14 protein-coding genes are annotated in these 17,787 nt (G+C 43.1%); 9 read left to right on the top strand and 5 right to left on the bottom strand.

The features are described 5' to 3' along the window. Nucleotides 1-118: 118 nt before the first annotated feature. The 6 genes from arsB to GLO7428_RS09260 all read left to right on the top strand — a co-directional run bounded on the left by arsB (nt 119) and on the right by GLO7428_RS09260 (nt 5,582). Entirely contained in the window at nt 119-1,273 is a 1,155-nt protein-coding gene (gene arsB / locus GLO7428_RS09285; RefSeq protein WP_015188308.1) for an ACR3 family arsenite efflux transporter, read from the top strand. A gap of 70 nt (nt 1,274-1,343) precedes the next feature. Continuing rightward, the gene (gene arsH, locus GLO7428_RS09280) at nt 1,344-2,000 is read left to right on the top strand and encodes an arsenical resistance protein ArsH (protein WP_015188307.1); all 657 of its coding nucleotides are present in this window, start codon (nt 1,344-1,346) and stop codon (nt 1,998-2,000) included. Between the two features lie 126 nt (nt 2,001-2,126). Beyond that, the gene (arsC, locus tag GLO7428_RS09275; RefSeq protein ID WP_015188306.1) at nt 2,127-2,540 is read left to right on the top strand and encodes an arsenate reductase, glutathione/glutaredoxin type; all 414 of its coding nucleotides are present in this window, start codon (nt 2,127-2,129) and stop codon (nt 2,538-2,540) included. A gap of 10 nt (nt 2,541-2,550) precedes the next feature. Further along, nucleotides 2,551-3,891, top strand: a complete 1,341-nt coding sequence (locus tag GLO7428_RS09270; protein WP_015188305.1) for an FAD-dependent oxidoreductase — start codon at nt 2,551-2,553, stop codon at nt 3,889-3,891. A 139-nt stretch (nt 3,892-4,030) separates the two neighbouring features. After that, nucleotides 4,031-5,035 carry a 1-acyl-sn-glycerol-3-phosphate acyltransferase gene (locus tag GLO7428_RS09265; protein WP_015188304.1) on the top strand — a complete coding sequence of 335 codons (1,005 nt, stop codon included), beginning with the start codon at nt 4,031-4,033 and terminating at the stop codon, nt 5,033-5,035. 1 nt (nt 5,036) lies between these two features. After that, nucleotides 5,037-5,582: a GNAT family N-acetyltransferase gene (locus GLO7428_RS09260; RefSeq protein ID WP_015188303.1), complete on the top strand. Its 546-nt coding sequence runs from the start codon at nt 5,037-5,039 to the stop codon at nt 5,580-5,582. Nucleotides 5,583-5,589: 7 nt separating this feature from the next. On the opposite strand, the gene rppA is transcribed toward GLO7428_RS09260, so the two are convergent. Next, nucleotides 5,590-6,276: a two-component system response regulator RppA gene (gene rppA, locus GLO7428_RS09255; RefSeq protein WP_015188302.1), complete on the bottom strand. Its 687-nt coding sequence runs from the start codon at nt 6,274-6,276 to the stop codon at nt 5,590-5,592. A 70-nt stretch (nt 6,277-6,346) separates the two neighbouring features. Between rppA and hisG the strand changes: the two genes are divergently transcribed. Both hisG and GLO7428_RS09245 read left to right on the top strand, forming a co-directional pair. Next, nucleotides 6,347-6,991: an ATP phosphoribosyltransferase gene (hisG, locus tag GLO7428_RS09250; protein ID WP_015188301.1), complete on the top strand. Its 645-nt coding sequence runs from the start codon at nt 6,347-6,349 to the stop codon at nt 6,989-6,991. A 95-nt stretch (nt 6,992-7,086) separates the two neighbouring features. Next, on the top strand, nt 7,087-7,800 hold the full coding sequence (locus GLO7428_RS09245) for a class I SAM-dependent methyltransferase (protein ID WP_015188300.1): 714 nt from the start codon (nt 7,087-7,089) through the stop codon (nt 7,798-7,800). A gap of 73 nt (nt 7,801-7,873) precedes the next feature. Here GLO7428_RS09245 and GLO7428_RS09240 read toward each other — a convergent pair whose 3' ends face one another. Then, nucleotides 7,874-8,329 carry a hypothetical protein gene (locus GLO7428_RS09240; RefSeq protein WP_015188299.1) on the bottom strand — a complete coding sequence of 152 codons (456 nt, stop codon included), beginning with the start codon at nt 8,327-8,329 and terminating at the stop codon, nt 7,874-7,876. A 509-nt stretch (nt 8,330-8,838) separates the two neighbouring features. Further along, on the bottom strand, nt 8,839-10,170 hold the full coding sequence (locus tag GLO7428_RS09235; RefSeq protein ID WP_015188298.1) for an alkaline phosphatase PhoX: 1,332 nt from the start codon (nt 10,168-10,170) through the stop codon (nt 8,839-8,841). A 442-nt stretch (nt 10,171-10,612) separates the two neighbouring features. On the opposite strand from GLO7428_RS09235, the gene GLO7428_RS09230 reads away from it, so the two are divergent. Then, nucleotides 10,613-12,475: an ABC transporter ATP-binding protein gene (locus tag GLO7428_RS09230; RefSeq protein ID WP_015188297.1), complete on the top strand. Its 1,863-nt coding sequence runs from the start codon at nt 10,613-10,615 to the stop codon at nt 12,473-12,475. Between the two features lie 214 nt (nt 12,476-12,689). Here the strand turns inward: GLO7428_RS09230 and GLO7428_RS09225 are convergent, their stop codons facing one another. Both GLO7428_RS09225 and GLO7428_RS09220 read right to left on the bottom strand, forming a co-directional pair. Continuing rightward, entirely contained in the window at nt 12,690-15,116 is a 2,427-nt protein-coding gene (locus GLO7428_RS09225; protein WP_015188296.1) for a PhoX family phosphatase, read from the bottom strand. 442 nt (nt 15,117-15,558) lie between these two features. Then, nucleotides 15,559-17,646: a PhoX family phosphatase gene (locus GLO7428_RS09220; protein ID WP_015188295.1), complete on the bottom strand. Its 2,088-nt coding sequence runs from the start codon at nt 17,644-17,646 to the stop codon at nt 15,559-15,561. Nucleotides 17,647-17,787 lie beyond the last annotated feature (141 nt).

The following is a 17,787-nucleotide window of genomic DNA, read 5'->3' as shown; positions in this document are numbered from 1 at the left end:
ATAGGTAATAGGTCATTGGTAATCGGTCATAAATATTATTTTCAACTGAGAGTCTCTCCTTATCTCTTACCTCTGCGTTCTCAGCGTCTCTGTGGTTCGTTCAAAATAGAGTAGTCTAATGAGTACAAAGAATCCTCAAGCAAATCGAGTTGCGGTTAAAGCTGGTAGCAATCTCAGTTTTTTTGAAAAATACCTTACTGTTTGGGTATTCTTGTGTATTATTGCAGGAATTTTACTCGGTAGATTATTTCCTGGGGTTGCGGTTGCATTAGATGCAATGAGCGTGTATCAAGTGTCAATTCCGATCGCGATATGTCTCTTTTTCATGATGTATCCGATCATGGTAAAGATTGACTTTACTCAAGCAAAAAATGCAATTCGTGCACCTAAGCCTGTCCTTCTTACTTTAGTAGTGAATTGGTTAATTAAACCGTTCACAATGGTAGCATTTGCCCAGTTTTTCTTAGGGTGGTTATTCCGAAATTTTCTTAGCGGTACAGAACTCATTCGCGGTGTCGAAGTGACACTAGCAAATTCTTACATTGCTGGAACAATTCTACTCGGAATTGCACCATGTACAGCCATGGTGCTGATGTGGGGATATTTATCCTACGGCAATCAAGGACATACTTTAGTAATGGTAGCGGTAAATTCGCTAGCAATGCTGTTTTTATACGCACCTTTGGGGCGATGGTTACTTGCAGCGAATGATTTAACTGTACCTTGGCAAACAATTGTTTTATCGGTACTTATTTACGTCGGTTTACCTTTGATCGCGGGAATGTACAGCCGCCACTGTATTTTTAAACATAAAGGTAGAGAGTGGTTTGAGCGTAAGTTTCTCAAATATTTAAGTCCGATTGCGATTACGGCGTTACTCGTTACTTTAGTGCTGTTGTTTTCCTTCAAAGGCGATTTGATTGTCAGAAATCCTTTGCACATTTTGTTAATTGCTGTTCCGTTATTTATTCAGACAAATTTCATTTTCTTGATTACGTATGTCCTAGCTTTAAAAATGAATTTGTCTTACGAAGATTCAGCACCAGCGGCGTTAATTGGTGCGAGTAATCATTTTGAAGTTGCTATTGCTACAGCCGTGACACTTTTCGGTTTAAATTCAGGTGCAGCCCTCGCGACAGTCGTTGGTGTTTTAATCGAAGTTCCCGTGATGCTGATGTTAGTTGAAGTGTGTAAGCGAACCGCCGCCTGGTTCCCCAGAGAACCCGAAAAAGCAACTTTGAGAGATCCGCGTTGTGTGAGTGCTTACAAGTAATTACGTAATTCACAGGTACTTAGAAAATAACAATCACCAATTACCAATTACCAATTACTAGTTACCAAGGATGCCAACATTTAACCACAAACCACGCATTTTATTTTTGTATGGTTCTTTACGCGATTGCTCTTACAGTCGTTTACTCGCAGAAGAAGCCGCGAGAATTATTGAGGACTTTGGTGCAGAAGTGCGTTTTTTCGATCCGCGCGATCTACCAATTTACGCCAGCGTCCCCGATACACATCCTAAAGTCCAAGAACTGCGAGAATTAAGTTTATGGTCAGAAGGACAAGTTTGGTCAAGCCCTGAAATGCACGGTAATATCAGCGGCATCATGAAGAATCAAATTGACTGGATTCCTCTCAGTTTAGGCGCAGTTAGACCAACGCAAGGTAGAACTTTAGCCGTGATGCAAGTTAGCGGTGGTTCGCAGTCATTTAACGCAGTCAATACACTACGCATCTTAGGGCGATGGATGCGGATGTTTACGATTCCCAATCAGTCTTCAGTAGCAAAAGCGTATCAAGAGTTCGACGATGACGGAACAATGAAAGATTCACCATATCGAGATCGCGTTATTGATGTCATGGAAGAACTCTATAAATTCACGCTACTACTTCGCGATCAAGTTGATCATCTCACAGATAGATACAGTGAACGCAAAGAAAAAGCAGCAAAAGAAGTTATTCAAATTGCTAATAGTGCTTTAGAAGTTAACCAGTAAAATTCTCGCCCCCTAAATCCCCCATATGTGGGGACTTTGAGCCAAATCTCTCTAACTGTTACCTCTGTGTTCTCTGCGCCTCTGTGGTTCGTTTTAAAAATCTAACAACTCAACCAGGATCACATTATGAAAAAAGTCATGTTTGTATGCAAGAAAAACTCACGCCGTTCGCAAATGGCAGAAGGCTTTGCGCGTACACTCGGAGAAGGTAAAATCGCTGTTACAAGTTCGGGATTAGAAGCAAGTGCTGTCGATCCGACAACGGTAGAAGTCATGTCAGAAGTTGGCATTGATATTAGCAATCAGACATCGAAACCTTTAAGCGATTTTAATCCCGAAGATTACGATGCAGTCATTTCCTTATGCGGCTGCGGAGTCAACTTACCCGAAGCATGGGTATTGCGTGAAGTCTTTCAAGATTGGCAACTCGACGATCCCGAAGGCGAATCAGTCGATAAATTCCGCGAAGTACGCGAACAAGTCAAAGAAAGAGTTGAAAAACTGATTGAATCTCTCAGCAGCAAAACTACTGCACAGTAATCCTAAAATCATGATACTTATTATCGGTGGTAGCGACGCGGGTATCAGTGCGGCGTTGCGGGCGCGGGAGTTGGATTCTACAGTTAACTTGACAGTTGTTGTCGCGGATAGTTTTCCGAACTACAGCATTTGTGGATTACCGTTTTACCTGAGTGGTGAAGTTCCAGATTGGCGAAACTTAGCCCATCGCACAACCGAGGAAATTACACGCGAAGGTATTCAACTGTTACTCGATTGTACGGCTCGGACAATTAATCCGCAGCAAAAAAATATCACCGTTGTTGATCGCGAAATGCGATCGCACAATTTAAACTACGATCGCTTAATTATTGCCACTGGTGCGGTATCAACTCGACCTCAAATTACCGGACTCGATCTTCCTGGTGTCTTTTTGTTGCACTCGATGGCAGATAGCTTTGCCGTTCATCAATATTTAACTACTTATGAACCACAATCCGTCGCAATTATTGGCGGTGGATACATTGGCTTAGAAATGGCTGATGCTTTGACGCACCGAGGTATCGCTGTTACGGTAATTGAACATTCACAAACGGTGATGAAAACTGTTGACCCTACTTTAGGTCAAATCATTGGTGAAGAACTACAGCGTCATCATATTACAGTTGTCACTGGTGTGGCAATTGAGACAATTGAAGCGAAAGGAACGCAGTTATTAGTCAAAGGCGAAAACTATCATACAACTGTTGATATGGTGTTGGTGGCTGTCGGAGTCAAACCGAATACTGAACTTGCAAAAACCGCTGGTGTGAGTTGCGGTATCAAAGATGCGATTCAAGTCACGCGAAGAATGGAAACAAGCGTTCCAGATATCTATGCAGCCGGCGACTGTGTTGAAACTTGGCATCGAATTTTAACTCAATCTACCTATCTACCGCTAGGAACAACCGCACACAAACAGGGGCGAATTGCTGGTGAAAACGCAGTAGGTGGAAATCAAGAATTTGCAGGAACGCTGGGTACGCAAGTAGTGAAGGTTTTTGATTTAGCGATCGCGCAGACTGGTTTACGCGATTCTGAAGCCCAAAGTGCAGGAATAGACGCAGTTACCGTCGAGCTAGAAACATGGGATCATAAAGTTTATTATCCCCACGCGCACAAACTCCGAATTCGCGTGACAGGCGATCGCCATACTGGGCGTTTACTAGGCGCGCAAATTGTAGGTCATTATCAAGGAGAAGTCGCTAAGCGAATTGATATTTTTGCGACTGCTTTGTTTCATGGTATGAAGGTGGATGAATTAAATAAACTCGATCTCAGCTACACACCTCCGTTTAGTAGTCCTTGGGACCCTGTACAAATGAGCGCGCAAGCTTGGGTTAAGGCACAATAATCATTAGATAGGTCAAAATAAATGTAAATTACAGGCTGGTGAATGGTCATTGGTCATCGGGAAGAATATTAAGTAAGAATTTCCTATTACCCGTTACCTATTACCAGAGATAATCAGGTCTGACATTTAATTACGCCCAATGAAGGAATCGGCACCTGATACATATCAATTTACATGGTTTGACTGGTTCTGCCTGTGGTATCCTCCAGGGTGGTTAATTCTCTTCAATCGCCACTGGCAACACTATCACGTTGATCCTGATGGTTGGAATTGGCTAGAGTACATTTTATTTCTCATTCCTTGTGGATTTTATCTGGCGTTGTTGATTCGCTGGCTACGTTTGGGATGTCGCTTTCCGAGAAATCAAGGTTATACCTTCGATCCTCACTATCAGCAAGCATTCCGCAATGAGATTCTGAAACCTATCGTTAAATATTACTTTCGTGCTGAGCTAAAACAAGCCGAAAATTTACCGCAAACAGCACCGTTGCTAGTAGCAATGAATCATGCGGGAATGTGCTTTCCGTGGGATTTTCTTGTGCTTGGTTATCTTTTAGCAGAAAACCGTGATTGGACTGTACAACCACTGGCGGGTGTGGCATTATTCGATCATCCTTGGATGAGGTGGTGGCTACCTTCTGGATGGTCGCAAGTGTTAGGTGGAGTCAGGGCAGAACGTGATGATTTTGAGGCGGCATTAGCGCAAGAAACAGTTTTATTATACGCTCCTGAAGGCTTACGCGGTCCAATGAAAGGATGGTTCAAAAGATATCAATTAGAAACGTTTGATTTGAGTTTTATTCAACTGAGCGATCGCTACAATATTCTAATCCTTCCCGTAGTTTGTATTGGTAATGAATATCTACATCCTTGGGCAATTCATTTCAAAGCTTTAGCAAGAAAACTTTCTCTTCCTTTCTTACCCGTTTCCCCGTTAATTCCCTTGTTTGCGCTTTTTCCTTCGATGGGAGTTTGGGCAATGCGATCGCGCTTATGTTACTTCATTCAACCTGTGTATAAAACTGAGTTGAAGGCAGAAATGAATACTTCGAGAAAAATGCGATCGCTTGCTTATCAAGAAGCACAATCGCTACGTAACAAAATGCAAAACTTAATTCTTCAACTTCTCACTGCTGGAAATTAAAATGAATTTACTTGACGTAGAGATAGTTACAACTCGATTAGTCTTAAAACCTATCTCGATGGAATACAAAGAAGTAATTTTTTCAGAATTTACGGAAGAAATTACTACTTATATGTATCCATCTACGGCTCAAGATATTTCAGAAACAGAAGCTTTTATTAGTGACTCCATCGGCGAAATGGCAGACGGTTGGGGTTTGGGACTTGTTATTTTGAAAAGAGACTCCCAAGAGTTTTTGGGTTGTACTGGACTTCATTGTATAAATCGAAAAAATCCAGAATTAGGAATTTGGCTAAAAAAAACAGCACACGGCAATAAATATGGATTGGAAGCAGTTACAGCTATTAAAAACTGGGCTGACAAAAACTTAGAGTACAAATATTTACGTTATCCAGTTGACAAAGCAAATATTGCTAGTAGAAAGATCCCTGAAGCATTGGGAGGAAAAATTGTCGATGAATACTACAAAATAAATATGAATGGCAAATCTCTGAACATAGTAGAGTATAGAATTAATAGACTAAAAAAAAGTGGAAATCCAACTTGAACTGGATTTAGCTATTTTCACCAAAGCGATAACCTTTGCCATAAACAGTGTGAATCAGTGGCGTTTCTCCTGGTGCTTCAACTTTACGACGTAGTAAACGAATTAAAGCAGCTAACACGTTACTACTTGGCGGTTCGCCATCGCCCCATAAATGTTGTTGAATTTGTGTATGCGTTAGCAAATGCCCAGTATTGCGCATAAAGTATTCAAGTAGTTGACTTTCTTTTTCTGATAATTCGATCATTCGTTCTTGACGATACGCTAGCTGATTTTCACAATCAAGTTCTAAATCAGCAACTTGTAACTTTTGCGTTGTCGATGCTGTCACTTCAGTACCCGATCGCCGCAACAAAGCGCGAACTCGTGCGAGTAACTCGCGTAATTCAAACGGTTTAACGAGATAATCATCCGCACCCGCGTCTAAACCTTGAACGCGATCGTCTACGGTATCTTTAGCCGTCAGAAACAGTACAGGCGTTGTTTGTCCGTTGCGTCGTACTTCCTGACAGATTTCTAAGCCAGTTTTAAACGGTAGCATCCAGTCTAAAATTAATAAGTCGTAGCCTTGGTGGGAAGCTAGTTCACTACCAGTTGCACCATCATAAGCAGCATCAACGCTATAACCTTCGCGGCTAAGAACGCGACTTAAAGGATCGGTAAGTTCAACTTCGTCGTCAACTAAGAGAATTCGCATGATGAGGGGCGAGGAGCGAGGAGCGAGGGGATAGAATTTATGTTAGTCTTAGCAACTCTATTTGACTCTTATGCTTACTGTTGCATTGCCGAAAGGCGCACTTTTGAAAGATAGCATCAGCTTATTGCAATCTGTAGGATTAGATTTTAGTGCTTTTTTGGATTCTGGTAATCGGCAATTGCAAATTCAAGATCCAACAGGAAAAGCGCAAGCATTGCTCGTGAGAACACATGATGTTCCGGTATATGTAGAATATGGTCAAGCGCAGTTGGGAATCGCCGGTTACGACGTACTCCGCGAGAAGAAACCCCAAGTTGCACATTTAATCGATTTAGGATATGGTCGCTGTCGGATGTCGGTAGCGGTGAAAGCATCGAGTCCATATCGTTCGGCGGTAGAATTACCAACGAATAGTCGAGTCGCGTCTAAATTTGTGCATTGCGCGCGCGAATACTTTGATAGTATTGATTTACCTGTAGAAATTGTACCTTTATACGGTTCGGTAGAATTAGGACCAATCACCGGAATGTCCGAGGCGATCGTTGATTTAGTTTCTACTGGGCGGACTTTACGCGAGAATGGCTTAATTGAGATTGAAACACTTTACGAAAGCACTGCGCGGTTAATTGCGCATCCGTTAAGTTATCGACTCAATACAGATAATTTGAGTGAAATCATAGAGAAGATCCGTTCTAATACTTTAGCCGCAGTTTAATAGCAGATAAATAATGTTTGACTGGTCTTTATGCCTAAATTTTAAATCTAGTTAGAATACCTTCATCCGTCGAAAGTTTAATTCATAGCATTCATATGGAAAAACAAACGGTTGATTTTGACGCTAATCCGCCAGTTGCTACGACAGAGTATGACGATCGCGTCCGTATGGCAATTCCTGGCTATGAAGCAATGCATACAATGGCGTTGTCATTTTTAAAGTCAAATTCACCAGAAGCCGCGAATTTGTTGATTGTGGGTGCGGGTACGGGAATGGAGTTGGTGAAGTTTAGTAAAAGTAACCCACACTGGCAATTATTAGGCGTCGATCCATCGAGTAATATGCTGGCGATCGCCCAACAAAAAATTACTCAAGACGACTTATCAAATCGCGTCAAGCTATTCCAAGGCTACACCCACGATCTACCCGATACGCCGCTTTATGACGGCGCAACGTGTATTTTAGTGATGCATTTTCTCCCAGATGATGGTAGTAAACTTGCATTACTTCAAAGTATTGCCCAACGACTGCGATCGTCTGCCTCATTCATATTAGTAGATATTTTTGGCGAAAAAAGTTCGCATGAATTTGAGAAGATGGCTGCGATCGTCGAACACTTCTGGGAAGAGATGGGGATACCTCCAGAACAGAGAAAAGAAATTTTAGAATCTGTTAATAATCGGGTTTATCCTATTGCTGAATCACGCATAGTTGAGTTGTTACAGCAAGCAGGTTTTGACAATATTATCAGGTTTTATACTGGATTTTGGATTGGTGGTTGGGTAGCAGCTAAAAACTCAACTTATTGAGCAAAAGTTATTAGTCTGCAACCCTAAATGATAAGCTAAATTCTAGGATGCGATCGCACTCCAGCTTGTTAATTTATAAACCAGTAGTCTTTTGATACACAGTTTGACGATAAGCGCTATTAAGTATATTTCTATCTAATGGTTCACCGTTAGAATTTGTCGCTACACAAGTGACTTCTGGCAGATCTTCGCCGTTATTAAAATAAATTAAATGACATATAGCCCAAGGCTTTTGTTTATCGTTATCAAGCATAAGAGATTCACCTTTGATCTCTACTTCCGTTTTAGCAATATCTTGCTTGTAAACTTTAGCTTTTATACCCCAATAAAAAAGATACTCATCTAAAGAGGTTTCTGTACCTCTGTAAACAACGTGTTTGTAATGATTTGCTGCTGTCGTTGGGTAATGAACAATAGCTGAAGAGAGTTTCCAAGGATCGTCTTTGTACCATACCGGAGAAGATTTAGCCGCAAGGCTAAACAAAACAGCATTAGTAACTAAGATCCAAACAACGAGTTTTTTCAACATTTTTCTGGGCAATAACTAACCAAATCTACAACTTTTAATATGCCCAGTTCTTTGTCGAATATCTCTACTGCGCGATCGCTATATAGTCATTCTTTTGATTCGACCAACAATAGATTTCTTGTATGAATCACAAACGCCCTCTGACTGAAGTCAGGGGCTGCTCAAGCAAAGTGTACCTTCGTACACTTAAGCAAGACTTTTATCAAAAATTTTGTGTATGGCCATAGTCAACATTAGGACATTATAGAAGCTCGTAGTGACTTGCCTGAAGGAAGTTTAACGCTGACCCCTGACCTCTGACCCCTGCTATAGATTTTCTAAAGTGTCTGCCCAAGCTGCTGTAGCAGAATTACACGCATTTATCAGCAGCAATCCCGATAGCCTTAGCACTCAAACTAGTGTATCAAGACTATAGGCTAGCTTTTTTTCTATGACTCGCTGCGAAAAGGGATGGATAATTTATCCATCCCCTCAAGTCAGCTATACGATCTACATTGTGAGTTAAGTCTTTAACGCTTGCGGCGATTCCAAGGACCCCAAATTGCAAAGGTAATTCCAGGTCTATAAATGTTCAGAAACATTGTTTGACCATCTGCTGAAAAACAGGCTCCAGCAAACTCGGATGTGTTCAAAGCATTCCGCGCAAACGAGTAAAGCTGTCCTTGGGAAGTCACTCCTCTAACAAACTGCTCACCTGCACCATCTTCGCAAAGGAACAAGTCGCTGAAAGGAGAAACAACAATGTTGTCTGGAAAATCTAGAACTTCTTGGCTGGGTGATTCGACAAACAGTTCAATCGTTCCTCCGTCTTGAGCAGTAGTACCAGGGATATAACGCCAGACTTGACCAACTCCAGCAATACCACCATTAGTACAGGTAAAATACACTTCATTATTGCCGAACCAAGCACCTTCACCTCGGCTGAACTGAGCAGCACCTTTGCTAAAGCCCTCAACTCGAACGGTATCAGTAACAGGATCGGGTTCTTCAATCCGAACCCAATCGGCGGCAAACTTTTGACCTACAGGAAATCCTACTTTAGTAATTGCTTGAGGTCGCCCCTGAATTCGCAAAGCTTCGAGGACTCCACCTGCTCTCAAGTTTCCAGGCTGCGTAGGAATAAAGCGATAGAATAAACCATCTCCTCTATCTTCAGTTTCATAAACAATTCCGGTTCGAGGGTCGATGGCAACGGCTTCATGGTTAAAGCGGCCCATCGCGACAAGGGGTTCTGGATTAACGAGTCCCTCTGCTTGCGAGGGTACTTCAAAGTTATAGCCGTGACGTTTGGTCACATTGTTAGCATTTCCTGGTCGGTTTGTTTCTGGAGTTGAGGTATTTTCTTCACAGCTAATCCAAGAACCCCAGGGGGTGACTCCACCCGCACAGTTACGATATGTCCCAGCTAATGAAGCATAATCTCGAATTAACTTGCGATTTGCTCCGACAATGAGGGTTGTTGTTCCTCCTTTGTTAGTAGAATCGTACTTCAGATTATCAGGCGCTTCAACACCAGTAGGATCGCCAGGACTGTGCTCGTGATTCCGCACTAGAATTGTGGTGTTTTGCGGTCCACGGAAGGCAGCCATACCATCATGCCGATCCGGCACGAGTCTGCCATCGCTCATTCTGTCGCCAACTCGCGAGAAGGCGCGGTATTGAAACCCACGCGGAAGATCGAGTAGACCATTGGGGTCTGAAATTAGGGGACCATATCCTTCAGCAAGAATCGTCTGACCATGAGCCACACGGGCATAAAGCATCTGTAAAGGAGATGCCAGAACAGTTCCAGCAGTAGTGGTTCCTGCTATGGTTAAGAAACGGCGGCGTGAAAAAGACAAGGGTTCTGCTCTCTTTATGTCAACTATCGACGGTAGCAGTTTACTCAACAGTGACTAAACGTAGCGAAAGATACGGTTAAGCCTGGATTAAGAGTATTCCTAAGTATAAAGAATTAGATTAGAGAAATATTAAGATATTAGAAGATTTTACCTACATTTTGTTCAAAAAAGAGGTAATTTGCTTGTCTGCCTTAGATTTTAGACTTGCAGCAAAGTCATACCCGAATAGCAGCAAAAGGGTGGAGTTCTATCAGTAACTTGACTAAGAACGATGACGATTTAGTGACTTTGGTAGAAATTTCTCGATTCTAGGAAGTCTGACCACAGTGGTAAATGAATTCTTTAATTCTTGTTCTCTCTTGGGTATGGTGACTTAGGATGCGCTAGCGCTAAACTCGATAAGCGTGCTTGTGCTACAGAAATTACGTTGTTAGGTTTTAGCATGACTAGTTCAGCGCCACTTTCGCAGCCAGTGATACATCGTCGCCGCGAAAATGACTGGCGATTATTCTTGCGGTTAGTGCCTTATGGAAGGCGTCACGGGCGACTGTTATTACTATCGATGTTGTTACTTGTTCCGGTGGCGATCGCTGGTGCGGTGCAACCTCTCATTATTGGACAAGCGATTTCGCTGATTCGTCAAGAACCGAATGTTTACGAGTTTTTGCGCGATCGCCCGTTGTCTGACGGATTAGTGTTACTAGAAGTTTTGTTACTAATTACGGTCATTGTCCGGCTGATCTTCAGTGGTGTACAAGGATATTTAGTGCAAAGAGTTGGACAACAGATTACTGCGGATATCCGCAATGATTTATTTGAACACGTTACTTCGCTTGCAGTGCGGTTTTTTGATCGTACGGCTGTTGGTAAGTTAATTACACGTCTGACAAGCGATGTCGAAGCTTTAGGTGATGTCTTTACAACTGGCGCGATTGGAATTATCAGCGATGTTTTCTCAATGCTGGTAATTTTAATTACAATGTTCACCTTGCAGTGGCAACTTGCTTTAATGCTGACGTTGATGCTGTTTCCCGTGACAGCGTTAATTATTTATTTTCAGCAACAATACCGCAAAGCAAACTACAAAGCCAGAGAAGAACTTTCGGTGCTGAATTCCACATTGCAAGAGAATATTACTGGTATCAATGTGGTGCAATTATTTCGACGCGAGAAATTCAACGCGCAACTGTTTCGGACAACCAACAAACAATATATTCGTGAAGTCGATAAAACGATCTTTCACGACTCAGCAGTGTCTGCAACATTAGAGTGGGTTGCTTTAGTTGCGATCGCCGCTGTCCTTTGGTTAGGTGGCTTTTTTGTCCTACGCGAACAGTTGACATTTGGGACATTATCTGCATTTATTCTGTTTGCACAACGTCTATTTGACCCTTTGCGACAATTTGCCGAGAAATTCACTGCTATTCAAGCAGGCTTCACCGCCGTAGAACGCGTTAGTGACATTCTTGATGAACCGATTGAAATTCGCGATCCAGAACATATTAAAAGCCAGAACTCCGCGCATAATAATCAAAACAACACTCACTCCTCACTCCTCGCTCCTCGCTCCTCAATTGGAGAAATTTGCTTTGAACACGTTTGGTTTGCTTACAAAGATGATGATTACGTTATCAAAGATTTAAACTTCGTCATTCGTCCTGGTGAAAAAGTTGCTTTAGTAGGTCCTACAGGTGCAGGTAAAAGTTCTATTATTCGATTGTTGTGTCGCTTGTATGAACCAAGTCGCGGGCGGATTCTAGTAGACGGTATTGATATTCGCGAATTACCGCAAGCCGAATTAAGACGGCGTATGGCAGTGATTCTGCAAGAGGGTTTTTTATTCGCAGGAGATGTTAAAGGTAATATCACCTTAGGTGATTCTTACTCTTTTGAAGAAATTACCGCAGCCGCAGAGAAAACGAATATCGCTCAATTTATTGAACAATTACCGCAAGGTTATGATACGCAACTTCGAGAACGCGGCACAAATCTTTCGAGTGGTCAAAAACAACTTCTTGCTTTCGCCCGCGCTGCCATTCGCGATCCGCATATTCTGGTATTAGACGAAGCGACGGCTAATTTAGATGTTGGTACCGAAGCTTTAATTCAAGATGCCTTGGATCAGTTACTTGTAGATCGCACAGCAATTATCATTGCGCACCGCCTATCAACTATCCGTAATGTAGACCGCATTTTTGTTCTCAAGCGCGGTCAGCTTGTCGAATCAGGCACGCATGAGGAACTGCTACAGCAAGGTGGTTTATATGCTAGTCTACACAATTTACAGATGCTAGGAACCGAGTAACACTACGTCCAGTTGCTGTACGACTGAAGTCGAGGCTACCAAACCAAGTATGCCTTTGCACACTAAAATAAGAAACTTACGAGTAAGTCCACCTCCGTGGACTTTGTTTATATAGCTGCGAATAAATTCGCCAAGCTAGAAAAAAAATGGTTATTTCCAGCAGCAAATATCTCTCGAAATAACCATAATTAATTCATGCAATTAAGGCAACAATTTACACAAATGTTCCTTTGCCATCTTTGCGGCGAATACCGATAACTGATGGACGAGGTGCGCCCTGAGGTTTACCTTCAATATTGCTAGGCCAATTGCTACCACGCGGTACAGTACGCTTCTGCTTAAAGAGCGTACCATCTAAGTTGAGCATCTCAGTCTCGCGACTAAGAGTCACTTGCGGAGTATAAGGACAATCTTCACCAGGATGCTGCACGGCAATAATCAAGGTATCGTTGCCAACAAACGTTGGTCCTGTCATCTCGCAGCGCGGTGGACCATAAGCAAATGGTACGATTTCTCCTGCATCAGAACCACTTGTAGGAATGAAGAATAACCAGTTGTTACCGAATACACCAATAAGGTTTGAAGTTTCTACATTTTTGTTGGAATCGATGACACTAGGCGATTCAGAACCTACAACCGTATGTTCTATGTCCAATAGTGTACCCGCAGCACCAACATCAAAACCATTATGCGCTGAAGTAGACATATCCGTTACGCCCCAGATATTGCCTTGGGTATCGAACGCCAAGTTATCTACGTTGGCAAAGCCATCACCAGGTTCGGCACCTGCTTCTCCACCTTTGACAAATCGTTGCCAACGGAAAGTTGTGCCGGTACTATCTTCGCTATCTTCAATAATCTTGAAGAGTTCTCCCGAAGGTTGCGCAGCCGTAACTGCTGGACTGTACTTAGAAACGACAAAAATCCGCGAATCAGGATAACCGTCACTTCCTGGCGCACCGTCAGTGTAAGCAATGAACACTTCTCTCGGATTGCGGGGATTCACTTCCAAGTCTTCAGGACGCGCTGTAGGAGTTCCGCCTACTAAGTTAGCTGCAAGGAAGGCATCAACAAGTACTGCACCTTGACTGCTGTAGAAATCAGATAACTTTTTGCCTTTATAAGGTGGAAGCGCGGTAGCTTCATTAGCGATCGTGACATCAAATCCACCACCGTCTACTTCTTGACCTGTGCTAATCCGGCTAGGTAACTTGATTAAACCGTCTCTTGTTGCTGTACCTAAAGCTGCCAATTCGACAGAAGCTAAAACAGACGGTGCAATTGGATTAGTTGCAGTACTTAATACAAGTGGAATCCATTCCCCTGTTCCTTCCGCTTTGCTTGGGTCTTTAGGTGGATTGTATTTAGCTACGTACAGCGTACCTTCTTCAAATAAGGCGCTATTGTCTTTTTTCGCATTGCCATCAACAGGCTTAACAACAGTTCCTTTGCTGACAAACTTCCAAGTGTGACCGCCACGGCGATCGTCACCCATGTAGCCGACTAGCTTTTTACCAACTTCTGCACGGAAGGCAATGTTTTCATGACGGAAGCGACCTAGGGCAGTATGTTTGCGGGGACGGAAATTAGGATTGTAGGGATCGATTTCTACCATCCAACCGTATTTTTCCCCAACTAAACCAAACTCAGCACCTGTAGTTTCTTCGATATAACCAACTTGAGTTCCATCGGAGTTAACGGCTTCGGTGACACCAACAAAGAAGGTTGAACTTCCTTGAAAGTTCTCCTCAGCAGACAGAATTGTATTCCAAGGAGTCGTACCACCAGAACAGTTATAAGCAGTGCCAATAATTTTATTTCCTAAGCCATCGGAACTCAGGTTAAACACCTCTTTAGCAGCAGGTCCAGTGCCTATTAGATAGTTATTATCTCCTTTTTGGTGGCTGGAGTTACCCCAAGATGTCACATCTTTGTACTGATCGCTACGCTGGCTATTGATCGCTAAGCCGGAAAGACCATGAATGCGGCGATTATTGCGATCGCTCACTACCTGATAACGTCCGTTGTTGTCTTTTGCAATCCGTACAATAGATCCCCCTAAGTTGTAGAGGAATTCGCCTAAAAGTGCGCGGTTTTTCTCGGAAGCTTTGAATCCAACGACAGCAGGAAAAGCCTCAGGAAATTGTGATGTATCGGTAACATCTTCTGGGGTACCTGGCGCAAAAGCACTGATTGGATAGCCAACGTATTCGTGGTTGACCCAAAGATAGCCATCATTAAGGTTGCCCTTGATAGGAACAAACGAAGTATAGTCGCAGTTGAAGCCAAAGTAATCGTCTTTGTTGGGAAAAACGCGATCGCCCCAGCGTACAATCACATACCGCTCATACTCTGGCGGCACAATCACATCATCAAAAACGGTGTAAGTTGTTAACTGAGCATCCGAAGAAGGCTGTAATATATTCCCCTTACCAATTCCTGTTGGTAAATAACTGACTTGCTGTTGATATATCGGTAAAGGATGTGGTAAACGTACAGGCGTAAAGCTTAAAGGTACAACTGTTTGGGCATAGGTAGACCCGTTACCCAGTAATCTTTCTCCTACGACAGGCGCTAATACAGCAGTACCAGCACTGGCTCCAAAGAACACAAGTAGCTGTCTGCGAGTAAGCTTAGACATGAAACTCCCCTTCTTGTCAGAATCGCTATGCAACCGTTTGCTAGCTACGGCGTTTGTAGATCGGCGAATTTATTCGCAGTATTCCGGTTAAATACAGTACCTGTACAACATTAAGGTGAGTTAATCCTGTGGTTAATACTGCTCAAATAAAGCGATCTAAATTGAGGAGTTAGTTTTTACAAAAATTATTTTCTAGATTGACATACGTATGCGTAAGTACTTTAATTGTTAATATTAGCTATGTAGCTAAAACCTCATTAGACAAGCGTTAAGTAATAATTATTTTGAAATATCTTTAGAAAAGAATAGTATTTTTTGGTTTAAAATTTCATACAGAGATGATAGCGTGTCAAGAATATTTAAGGGGTCACATTGACCCCCAAAATGACTTAAGTTTAGTCTTTAGTTGCGAATGACACCACGATTGAAAATTGAGCGATCGCTAAGTTCCAATGATGCCACCATCATCTTTAGTAATAACGACTGTCGCGGATCGAGGATAAATTTTTGGATCTTGGTTGGGCCAGCGTGAGTTAATTTTACCTGCCGCAAACTCCTCTTCAGAAGTACTTGCTCCTGGGTGCTGGACGTTGATAAACATTGTGCGCTGGTCAGGCGTTGTCACCACACCTGTAATTTCTTGTCCGATGGGTCCTGTTAAGAAGCGGCGAATTTCACCAGTATCTGGATCGGCTGCTAACATTTGGTTGTTGCCAAACTGTGCAAACTCACCCTGGTTCTGAGAGCTTTCACCAATGTCAGTTTGAATCCACAAGCGAGCATCGGCATCAAACCACAGTCCATCTGGGTTCACAAAAATGTTGTCGGCATTGAGAGGACGTCCAGATAGCTTGCGGCTATCATTTTCTGGTCCAGCCAGCACAAATATATCCCATTGAAACGAAGTCGCAGTTGGGTTCTTGCCAGCTTCACTCCAGCGAACGATGTGTCCCCAATCGTTCTCAGGACGGGGGTTAACAGCATCCACTTGGTCTGGTTTGCGATTAGAGTTGTTGGTCAGTGTAAAGTAAACGTTTCCATTGCGAGGATCGACTGCCCCCCACTCAGGACGATCCATCTTGGTTGCACCAACAAAATCAGCAGCGGTGCGCGTATTCACTAAAATATCTGCCTGGTTCTGGAAGCCGTTTTCGGGAGTAAGTCCGTTTTCGCCAAACTTCAGTGCTAGCCAGTTGCCTGTACCATTTTCATTGAAGCGTGCGACATAGAGCGTTCCATCGTCTAATAATGCTCCGCTTGCAGTTGCTTGACAATAAGGCTGTGCGGAAACATATTTGTAAATGTACTCAAACCGAGCATCATCGCCGGAATAGCAAACAATCGGCTGACCTTCGACTGGTGGCTGAAACACAATTCCTTCATGGGCAAATCGTCCGAGGTAAGTATGCTTCACCGGCGTGCTATTGGGATTGAAAGGATCAATTTCTACCACCCAGCCAAAAGTATTTGGTTCGTTGCGGTAGTCTTCAGTAGCACTAGCACCACTTGCAGAAGCACCAAAACGAATGTACTCATCTGCCTTGCTATCTGCCAATTCCCAGCCGTAGCGTGAAGTGCCATCGGTAGAAACTCCGTAACGCTCGTGATCGCGAGGTACGTCTGCATCGTTGTTGAGGAAATATCTCGCCCAGTTTTCTTCACAAGTGAGATATGTATTCCAAGGAGTGACACCGTGAGCGCAGTTGTTAATTGTGCCACGAGTTCTCGTCCCGTCTGGACTGTATTTCGTTTTAACTAAATCAGATCCGCGTACAGGTCCTCGAATTTCCATAGGAGTCAAGGCTGTAATCCGACGATTGCGCCGATCGCGCACTACACGCCAGCTACCATCAGATTGACGAGATATCCGCGTAATAGTGACTCCATGTCCATTCATTTCCTTGAGAACTTGATCGGTTTCACGAGTACCGTCTTCTTTCTGCGGAAAACTATCAGGACCTAATGCTTGCCCGACTGCTGCTGCATGAGTATAACGCGGCTCGACATATTCATGATTTACGACTAAGAGTCCATCGACTGAGCTACCCTCGTAAGGTGATTTACCTTCAATTGGGAAGAAGTGCATGCCGTCGTGATGCTGACCGACTTGCATTCCCTGCTCTGCTCCTGTATTTTTCAAGCTATAACGGGGAAAACTGCCACTGATCGGTTCTCCCCAAGGTATGAGAACGCGGGCGGTGTAACCTTCTGGAACGACAATGGTGTCGGCTTCGCTAATAGGAACCGGTTTAAACCCCAACTTAGTATTGCTGGCACTGGCAGGACGAGCTTTTAATCCATCTAGAATTGGTCCTGCAAACATTGACGTTACTGCTGCGGCAAGTGTACCTCTTAATACTTGACGACGTTGTAAGCGAGATTTCAAGATTGATGAAAAGTAGGGATTGCTAGAACGATTACAGATCGGTTCGCCATCATTATCAAACTGCCTGGTATGGTGCGTAGCCTCTTCATATGCTCCTCTAGCAATGCGGGAATACTTCTGCCTGAGGCTGCGTTTACTACTCACGGTAAGTTCTCCTCTTGTATTGCTTGCCCTGTACTGATGTGAGCATGAGTAAAGATATCTTCAGGACTTACGCAAATTATGAAAACATGAAACACGTACGCACTGATATTACAGTGCGCTATCTAAGCGTTAGGTGCTATT

The sequence above is a fragment of the Gloeocapsa sp. PCC 7428 genome (assembly GCF_000317555.1).
Lineage (GTDB): Bacteria > Cyanobacteriota > Cyanobacteriia > Cyanobacteriales > Chroococcidiopsidaceae > Chroogloeocystis.
The sequence above is the reverse complement of the archived record's forward strand: the minus strand, read 5'-3'. Positions and strand labels throughout refer to the sequence as shown.

What these genes read in the sequence shown, in the direction of transcription:
- GLO7428_RS09230 (WP_015188297.1), top strand. Translation starts at nt 10,613, where the DNA reads ATGACTAGTTCAGCGCCACTTTCGCAGCCAGTGATACATCGTCGCCGC.
- GLO7428_RS09225 (WP_015188296.1), bottom strand. Translation starts at nt 15,116, where the DNA reads ATGTCTAAGCTTACTCGCAGACAGCTACTTGTGTTCTTTGGAGCCAGT.
- rppA (WP_015188302.1), bottom strand. Translation starts at nt 6,276, where the DNA reads ATGCGAATTCTCTTAGTTGACGACGAAGTTGAACTTACCGATCCTTTA.
- GLO7428_RS09265 (WP_015188304.1), top strand. Translation starts at nt 4,031, where the DNA reads ATGAAGGAATCGGCACCTGATACATATCAATTTACATGGTTTGACTGG.
- arsB (WP_015188308.1), top strand. Translation starts at nt 119, where the DNA reads ATGAGTACAAAGAATCCTCAAGCAAATCGAGTTGCGGTTAAAGCTGGT.
- GLO7428_RS09260 (WP_015188303.1), top strand. Translation starts at nt 5,037, where the DNA reads ATGAATTTACTTGACGTAGAGATAGTTACAACTCGATTAGTCTTAAAA.
- GLO7428_RS09270 (WP_015188305.1), top strand. Translation starts at nt 2,551, where the DNA reads ATGATACTTATTATCGGTGGTAGCGACGCGGGTATCAGTGCGGCGTTG.
- arsC (WP_015188306.1), top strand. Translation starts at nt 2,127, where the DNA reads ATGAAAAAAGTCATGTTTGTATGCAAGAAAAACTCACGCCGTTCGCAA.
- hisG (WP_015188301.1), top strand. Translation starts at nt 6,347, where the DNA reads ATGCTTACTGTTGCATTGCCGAAAGGCGCACTTTTGAAAGATAGCATC.
- GLO7428_RS09245 (WP_015188300.1), top strand. Translation starts at nt 7,087, where the DNA reads ATGGAAAAACAAACGGTTGATTTTGACGCTAATCCGCCAGTTGCTACG.
- arsH (WP_015188307.1), top strand. Translation starts at nt 1,344, where the DNA reads ATGCCAACATTTAACCACAAACCACGCATTTTATTTTTGTATGGTTCT.
- GLO7428_RS09240 (WP_015188299.1), bottom strand. Translation starts at nt 8,329, where the DNA reads ATGTTGAAAAAACTCGTTGTTTGGATCTTAGTTACTAATGCTGTTTTG.